The organism is Plantibacter sp. CFBP 8804, assembly GCF_014841225.1.
GTDB lineage: Bacteria > Actinomycetota > Actinomycetes > Actinomycetales > Microbacteriaceae > Plantibacter > Plantibacter auratus.
In genome coordinates, this window is record NZ_JACYTU010000021.1 from 34,288 (window position 1) to 41,218 (window position 6,931).

Genomic DNA, 6,931 nt, shown 5'->3' on the forward strand with positions numbered 1-6,931 from the left:
AGGGCGCACGAGGAAGCGTCCAAGACCAGCGACACCCATCCGGTCCCTGAGCCTGTCGAAGGACACTCGTAGGCACTTCGACAAGCTCAGTGACCGGGAGAGGTGCACCCGCACTCACTCCGGTCCCCGAGCAACCCCATCCGGTCCCTGAGCCTGTCGAAGGGCACGCGGAGAGACTTCCACATCCGAGACCACTCAGCATCTGAAATGTCAGTGGTCCATGGTGGACTGGAGTCATGGCCGAGACCACCACCACCACCACCACCACCACCGCGATCCGCGCGAGCGACGAGTACGCCGCGCGCCTCGCGGAGTTCTCGGACCATTACGCGGACATCCAGCGGCGTCGCGCCAACCTGGACGCCGAGGAGGCTCGGTTGCTCGCTCGCTCTGCCGCCTACGCGGACGCCTTCGCAGACGTCACGGTTCCGGCGATCTTCCCGCCGGCGGAACGGCAGGCGCTCTCGCGCCGGTCGACCTGCGCAGCCCTCGCGATGGCGACCCGCACGCCCGAGCGGACCGTGCAGCGGGCGACGAACGACGCCGAACTGCTCGTGAACGAAGCGCCGGCTGTGCTTGCCTCGCTGGAGGCCGGTCGTATCTCGGCGCGGCATGCGCAGACCATCACGGACCAGCTCTGCGACGTCCCGACCGCAGGGCGAGCGGTGTTCCTCGCCGAGGTCCTGCCGGTCGCCGAACAATCCACCAATGCGTACCTCCGGAAGCGTGCCCGCGTTCTGCGCGAGCGCCTCCACCCGGAATCGATCACCGCACGCGCAACCCGTTCGGAGGCTGACCGTCGGGTCGAGTTCGAGCCCGCGGCGGACGGCATGGCGTGGGTGCACCTGTTCCCGACGGCACCGATCGCGCAGGGCATCGTCGAGCGCGTCGAGGCGGCCGCGGCCGAGTCACGCAAGGCCGGCGACACCCGCACCTGCGCACAACTGCAAGCCGACGCCCTCGCGGCGCTCGCACTCACCGGCACAACCCCGGAAGACGTGATGTCCAGCCCAGTCCTGCCGCACCCCATCGAGGTGCAGGAGCACATCAAGCCGACCGTGCAGATCACCGTCCCGGCGCTCACCATGGCCGGCGTCTCCGACGCACCCGGCATGCTCGATGGCTACGGCCCGATCGACCCGGAGACCGCCGCACGTATCGCGGTCAACGCCCCCAGCTTCACGCGGATCCTCGTCCAACCCGAGACCGGCGCGGTCTTGTCGGTCGGGCGGAATCGGTACCGGGTTCCGGCCGATCTGCAACGGGCGGTGCGGTTGCGGGACGGCACCTGTCGGGCACCTGGGTGCGGGCGGCGCGCCAGGGCCTGCGACCTCGACCATTCGGTCGCGTGGGAGGACGGCGGGACCACAGATGTCGGGAACCTCGCCTGCCTCTGCCGGCATCACCATCGCATGAAGCACCTCCCCGGATGGAACCTCGACCACGGGCCCGGCGGGGTCCTCGAGTGGACGACACCCGACGGCAAACACCATCGAACGAAACCGGACCCTGCCCCATTCTGACTCCCGCCGGTCCCTGAGCCTGTCGAAGGGTTCCTCGTGGGCTCTTCGACAGGCTCAGTGACCGGGAGAGGTGTGCCCGGAACCGTTTCGATCCCTGAGCTTGTCGAAGGGCACTCGGGTTGCGCTGCCTCAGTGACCGGGGAGAGGTGTGCCCGGAGCGTTGAGGGTTCCTCGTGGGCACTTCGACAAGCTCAGTGACCGGGAGAGGTGTGCCCGGAACCGTTTCGGTCCCTGAGCTTGTCGAAGGGCACTCGGGTTGCGCTGCCTCAGTGACCGGGAGAGGTGTGCCCGGAACGATGAGGGGTCCTGGTGCGCACTTCGACAGGCTCAGTGACCGGGAGAGGTGTGCTCGGATGCATTTCGGTCCTTGAGCTTGTCGAAGGGCACTCGGGTTGCGCTGCCTCAGTGACCGGGAGGGGTGTGCCCGGAACGATGGGGCGTGTTCGTGGGCACTTCGACAGGCTCAGTGACCGGGGAGAACAGGCTCAGTGACCGGAAGAGGTGTGCCCAGAACGTTTCGGTCCCTGAGCTTGTCGAAGGGCACTCGGGTTGAGGGCACGCAGCGCGGGGAGCTGCTTCCGGGACCACCTCCGCACCCCGCCGGGTAGGCTCCAAACGTGGGCACCGACGAAGACCAGATGCTGTCACTCGTGTACGCGAGCACGGCGACACAGCCGTTCAGCGACGACGACCTCACCGCCCTGCTCGCCGTCTGCCGCGAGAACAACGCCCGCGCACAGCTCACCGGCATGCTCGTCTACCGCGACAGCCGGTTCCTCCAGGTCCTCGAAGGACCGGAGCCCGCCGTCCGTGAGCTCATGGACACCCTCGCGGCCGACCCACGCCACACCGGCATCCGCGTGATGTTCGAGGAGCCCATCCGCGAACGCCAGTTCGCCGCCTGGACCATGGGCTTCGAACGCGCCGACACCGGCTCCACCGCAGACCTCGACGGCTACCGCGACACTTTCGACGACCTCGACCGCGACGACCCGACCGCCACCATGCGCGCGTTGCAGGAACTCGCCCGCTGGTTCCGCAGCCGCGCCACGCGGAGCTGAGCCGCGCTCAAGCCCGCGCTCACACCCCCAGTCAGCCTGCGAGCTTGCCGATCGGGCTGTCGTCGAGGTTCGCGAGCAGCTCGGCGACGTCACCGTAGACCGCGACCGCACCGGCGTCACGGAGCTCCTGTTCGCCGAACCCACCGCTGCGCACCCCGATGCACTCCACACCGGCCCGCGCGGCCGCCTCGATGTCCCAGACGGCATCGCCGACCATGACCGCCCGCGACGCCGGCACGCCCGCGCGATCGAGTGCGACCTCGACGATGTCGGGCTCCGGCTTGGCGGTCTCGACGTCGCCGGACGAGGTCGCCGCGAAGATCGCATCGTCGACGTCGAGCAGCTCCCGCAGGATCTCGAGCTCGTTCTCCGGAGCCGAGGTCGCCAGCACGACTGCGATCCCGCGGCCTGCCAACTCGCCGAGCAGCTCGCGCGCACCGCCGATCACCCGCAGCCGGGAGGTGTTCTGAAGGTAGTACTCGCTGTGCAACTCCTTCGCCCGCTCGCCGTACTGCTCGACCTCGTCGGACCCGTCGAGCAGCGATTCGAGCAGCTCACCGCCGTCCTTGCCGATCGAGCGATGGATCCGCCACGCGTCGACCGGCCTGCCGGCATCGGCGAACGCGCGATCCCAGGCGTCGACGTGCAGGTAGTTCGAGTCGACGAGCGTCCCGTCGATGTCGAAGAGCACCGCGATGCGGTCGTCGGAGTTCTCGGGGACGGTGGTGTCAGCTGGTTCGGACATGCGTCCAGTCAAACCCGCGAGCCCGCGATTGTGAAGCGGTGGTCATTCTCCGCAGAACGTGCGAGCCCGCGGACGCGGCAACGCCGCCGCTACTGGAACCGACTCGTGAGGATCACCGAGCTGGTCGCATCGTCGAGGAACACCTGCGTCGAGCGGCCGTCCTGCGAGAAGGCGTCGTCGAGAGCGGACGAACGCACGAACGGTCCTGGCGGCAGCGCGTCGTCGAGTCCGGGATCGAGGTCCGGGAGCTCCGCCTTCGCGCCCGAGCCCGCCTCCCCTGGGGCGAGCGCCAGCAGTTCCGCAAACCCGGCCTCGTCCAGGACGACGACCGCGTCGATCCAGTACGTGCTCGGGCCCGGAACCCGCTCGTCGCCCATGGTCCCCGACATCCAGGTCGCCGAGAGCGCGGTGGCGAGCTGCGGGAAGCGGTCGGTGAGTGGGCCGAGCTCGTGCCGGATCTCACCGGTGCCCGAGCGGGTGGCGGAGTCCGATGCCGCGGCGGATGCCGCCGTCGTCCGGTCCGGCGACGGTGACGACGCGCAGCCGGCGAGCAAACCGGCGACCACGACGACCACCGTGGCCACGACGGTCGCGCGCGGCGCGAGACGGTGACGTCGATCATGCATCCGAGCAGCCGTGTCCATGCCAGCAGCCTAGAGGTCGTCGATCACTGTCCGTTCGGCCAGCCCGGGACTGTGCGGCAGGCGGGGGTGCCCGGAACTGCTTGCGCCGAGGCTGGATCCATGAACCTCTCCACTCATCCCATCGAGGCTCGCGGCCTCCGCAAGACCTTCCACGGTCGCCCCCGCGTCGATGACGTGTCCTTCACCGCCGCCCCGGCCGGGTCGTCGGACTCCTCGGCCCCAACGGCGCCGGGAAGACCACCACCATCCGCCTGCTGCTGGGACTCGCCCGTCCTGACGCGGGGGACGGCCTCATCCTCGGTCGCCCGTACCGCGAGCTCGAGCAGCCGGCGCGCACCGTCGGCGCCGTCCTCGACGCGGGCGGACTCCACCCGGCTCGCACCGGGCGGCAGCACCTCCGCATCGCCGCCGCACGGATCGGGGTCGACGCCTCCCGCATCGACGCGGTCCTCACCGAAGTAGGCATGGCACGCGACGCCGACCGCCCCGCCGGCGGGTACTCGCTCGGGATGCGTCAGCGCATCGCGATCGCGGCAGCGCTCCTCGGCGAGCCGGCCGTGCTCATCCTCGACGAGCCGTCGAACGGCCTGGACCCTGCGGGCATGCAGTGGTTGCGACTCCGGCTGCGTGCGTTCGCCGACGCGGGTGGAACGGTGCTGCTGTCGTCCCACCTCCTCTCCGACGTCCAAGACATCGCGGACGACGTGGTCGTCATCACCGACGGGCGCGTCGTGGCCGAGTCGTCGATGGGCGACATCCTCGCCGCATCGGGCGGCGACCTCGAGGCGTACTACCTCCAGGTCACCGGAACCGCCCAGCTCACCAACAACGGGCAGGTGCGCTGATGTTCCGCGCTGAACTCATCGGTCTCGTCACCACGACCGCGACGAAGGTCACCGCGGCGGTCGCCGTCGTGGGACTCATCGTCACGCAACTCGCCTTCGTCACGCTCATGCCCGCCCTCGCCGACGGCGACATCGGCCCTGGCCTCGACGCTCTCGGGAGCGACTTCCCCGTCCTGGACCTCGCCTCCCGCGCCGTCCAACTCGACGCGCTCAACCCCCTCGGTGCGTCGATGGGCAGCGGCTCCATCGGCGTCGCACTCCTGGCGATCACCTTGCTCGGCGTGCTCGCCGGCACGAGTGACGACCGCTACGGCGGCATCGTCGGCGCTGTCCTCGCCTCGCCGAAGCGGTTCCGCATCGTCGCAGCCAAGGCGGGCGCCGTCGCAGTCGTCGGCGCCGCTCTCGGTGTCGTACTCGCCCTCGTCAGCCTGGTCACGCTCGTGATCACCCTGGCAGCGACCGGGACGCCGTTCGTCCTCGGACTCCCGGACCTCGCAGCACGGTTCGGGCTCGGTGTCCTCGCCGTCACCGCCCTGTCGGTCATCGGACTCGCGGTCGGACTCATCGTCCGCACCCAGCTCGCCGGCGTTCTGACGATGATCGCGATCCTCATCCTCGAACCGATCGTCGTCTCCTCGATCCAGCTGATCACCGGCGGCATCGTGCCGGTCTGGACCCAGTTCCTGCCCGTCGCCCTCGCCCAGGGCGTCATCCACGGCGGAACGGACGGGCTCGGACCGATCGTCGTCATCCTCGCCCTCGTGGCCCTCACCGCGGCCCTCACCGTGGCCGCATCCGCTGCGCTCTCGCGCCGCGACATCTGAAAGGAATCACCCACATGAACGACCAGACCCAGACCCACACGCAGACCAAGACGCAGCACCAGACCCGTCACCGCACGATCATCGCCGTCTCGGCCGCCGCCGCGCTGCTCGCCGGAACCGTCTCCCTGAGCGCCTGTTCCAGCGCCACGGAGCAGACCGCCGGCACCGGCTCGGAATCCGGCCCGCTGCAGGACCGGATGCAGTCGCTCGTCGACGCCGGCTACCCCGCGGCACTCGCATCAGTGATCGGGCCGGACGGCGAGGCGATCGACGTCGCGGCCGGCATCGGCGACCTCGCGACCGACGAGCCGGCCCCGGTCGACGGCGAGGTGCGGATCGCGAGTAACACGAAGATGTTCGTCTCGACCGTCGTCCTGCAGCTCGTCCAGGAGGGGAAGGTCGCGCTCGACACCCCGATCGACTCCTACCTCCCTGGGCTCATCACCGGCGACGGCATCGACGGCACCCGCATCTCGGTCCGTCAGCTGCTCCAGCACACGGCGGGGCTCCCCGAGTACGCCGACCAGATCGCCGCCGACGCGTTCGCGGCACAGGAGCGGTACACCTCGCCCCGCGACATGCTCGACATCGCCCTCGCCAAGCCGGCCGTGTTCGCGCCGGGGGAGCGGTGGGCGTACAGCAACACGAACTACCTCGTGCTGGGGCTCATGGTCGAGAGCGTCACCGACCGGGCGCTCGCCCAGCAGATCGACGAGCGCATCGTCAAGCCGCTCGACCTCGAGCACACGTACTTCCCGGCGCCGGGCGAACGCGAGCTGCGCGGTGAGCACCCCCACGGGTACCACGCGAAGACCGTCGGCGACCTCCTGGACATCACGGCCCTCGACACCTCGTTCGCCTGGTCCGCCGGTGCGCTCGTCTCGACGCCGCACGAGCTCAACGTCTTCATGAAGGCCCTGCTCGACGGTGAACTCCTGAACGAGGAGACCCTCGCCGAGATGCAGACCACGGTTCCGGCCGGCGACGAGCTGTGGCCGGGAGCGGGCTACGGGCTGGGCCTGCAGAGCTACCCGCTGAGTTGCGGCGGCGTGGCCTGGGGCCATGGCGGCGACATCCCCGGAACCCAGACGCGCAACGCGGTCGGTCCCGACGGCACGGCCGTCACCATCGCCGTCACCTCGCTGCCGTGGGCGGTCGTGTCGCCCGACGACAACGAGCGGTTGATGAAGCAGTATCGGATCGTCGTCGACGCCCTCGACGCGACCCTCTGCGAGCGATGATCACTTCCCACCGGACGCCGAGCGCCGACCCCAACCGGGGTCGGCGCT

7 protein-coding genes are annotated in these 6,931 nt (G+C 69.8%); 5 read left to right on the plus strand and 2 right to left on the minus strand.

Annotation, left to right across the window (positions count from 1 at the left end):
- Positions 1-236: 236 nt before the first annotated feature.
- Positions 237-1,523, plus strand: a complete 1,287-nt coding sequence (locus IFU11_RS18700) for an HNH endonuclease signature motif containing protein (RefSeq protein ID WP_192019918.1) — start codon at positions 237-239, stop codon at positions 1,521-1,523.
- A gap of 617 nt (positions 1,524-2,140) precedes the next feature.
- Positions 2,141-2,584 carry a BLUF domain-containing protein gene (locus IFU11_RS18705; protein WP_371742835.1) on the plus strand — a complete coding sequence of 148 codons (444 nt, stop codon included), beginning with the start codon at positions 2,141-2,143 and terminating at the stop codon, positions 2,582-2,584.
- Positions 2,585-2,615: 31 nt separating this feature from the next.
- On the opposite strand, the gene IFU11_RS18710 is transcribed toward IFU11_RS18705, so the two are convergent.
- Both IFU11_RS18710 and IFU11_RS18715 read right to left on the minus strand, forming a co-directional pair.
- On the minus strand, positions 2,616-3,329 hold the full coding sequence (locus IFU11_RS18710) for an HAD family hydrolase (protein WP_159877050.1): 714 nt from the start codon (positions 3,327-3,329) through the stop codon (positions 2,616-2,618).
- An 89-nt stretch (positions 3,330-3,418) separates the two neighbouring features.
- A complete protein-coding gene (locus IFU11_RS18715; protein WP_192019919.1) occupies positions 3,419-3,973 on the minus strand; it encodes a hypothetical protein in 555 nt (184 codons plus the stop codon).
- A 245-nt stretch (positions 3,974-4,218) separates the two neighbouring features.
- Between IFU11_RS18715 and IFU11_RS18720 the strand changes: the two genes are divergently transcribed.
- From IFU11_RS18720 to IFU11_RS18730, 3 genes are read left to right on the plus strand one after another with little or no spacing between them, the layout of a single operon-like run.
- Positions 4,219-4,818 carry an ATP-binding cassette domain-containing protein gene (locus IFU11_RS18720; protein WP_371742836.1) on the plus strand — a complete coding sequence of 200 codons (600 nt, stop codon included), beginning with the start codon at positions 4,219-4,221 and terminating at the stop codon, positions 4,816-4,818.
- Entirely contained in the window at positions 4,818-5,642 is an 825-nt protein-coding gene (locus IFU11_RS18725) for a hypothetical protein (RefSeq protein WP_192019920.1), read from the plus strand. Before IFU11_RS18720 ends, IFU11_RS18725 begins: the two co-directional genes overlap by 1 nt.
- 14 nt (positions 5,643-5,656) lie before the next feature.
- On the plus strand, positions 5,657-6,883 hold the full coding sequence (locus IFU11_RS18730; RefSeq protein WP_192019921.1) for a serine hydrolase domain-containing protein: 1,227 nt from the start codon (positions 5,657-5,659) through the stop codon (positions 6,881-6,883).
- Positions 6,884-6,931 lie beyond the last annotated feature (48 nt).

Excerpts from the sequence above, each read along its gene's own strand:
- IFU11_RS18700 (WP_192019918.1), top strand. The coding sequence starts at position 237 with ATGGCCGAGACCACCACCACCACCACCACCACCACCGCGATCCGCGCG.
- IFU11_RS18710 (WP_159877050.1), bottom strand. The coding sequence starts at position 3,329 with ATGTCCGAACCAGCTGACACCACCGTCCCCGAGAACTCCGACGACCGC.
- IFU11_RS18715 (WP_192019919.1), bottom strand. The coding sequence starts at position 3,973 with ATGGACACGGCTGCTCGGATGCATGATCGACGTCACCGTCTCGCGCCG.
- IFU11_RS18725 (WP_192019920.1), top strand. The coding sequence starts at position 4,818 with ATGTTCCGCGCTGAACTCATCGGTCTCGTCACCACGACCGCGACGAAG.
- IFU11_RS18730 (WP_192019921.1), top strand. The coding sequence starts at position 5,657 with ATGAACGACCAGACCCAGACCCACACGCAGACCAAGACGCAGCACCAG.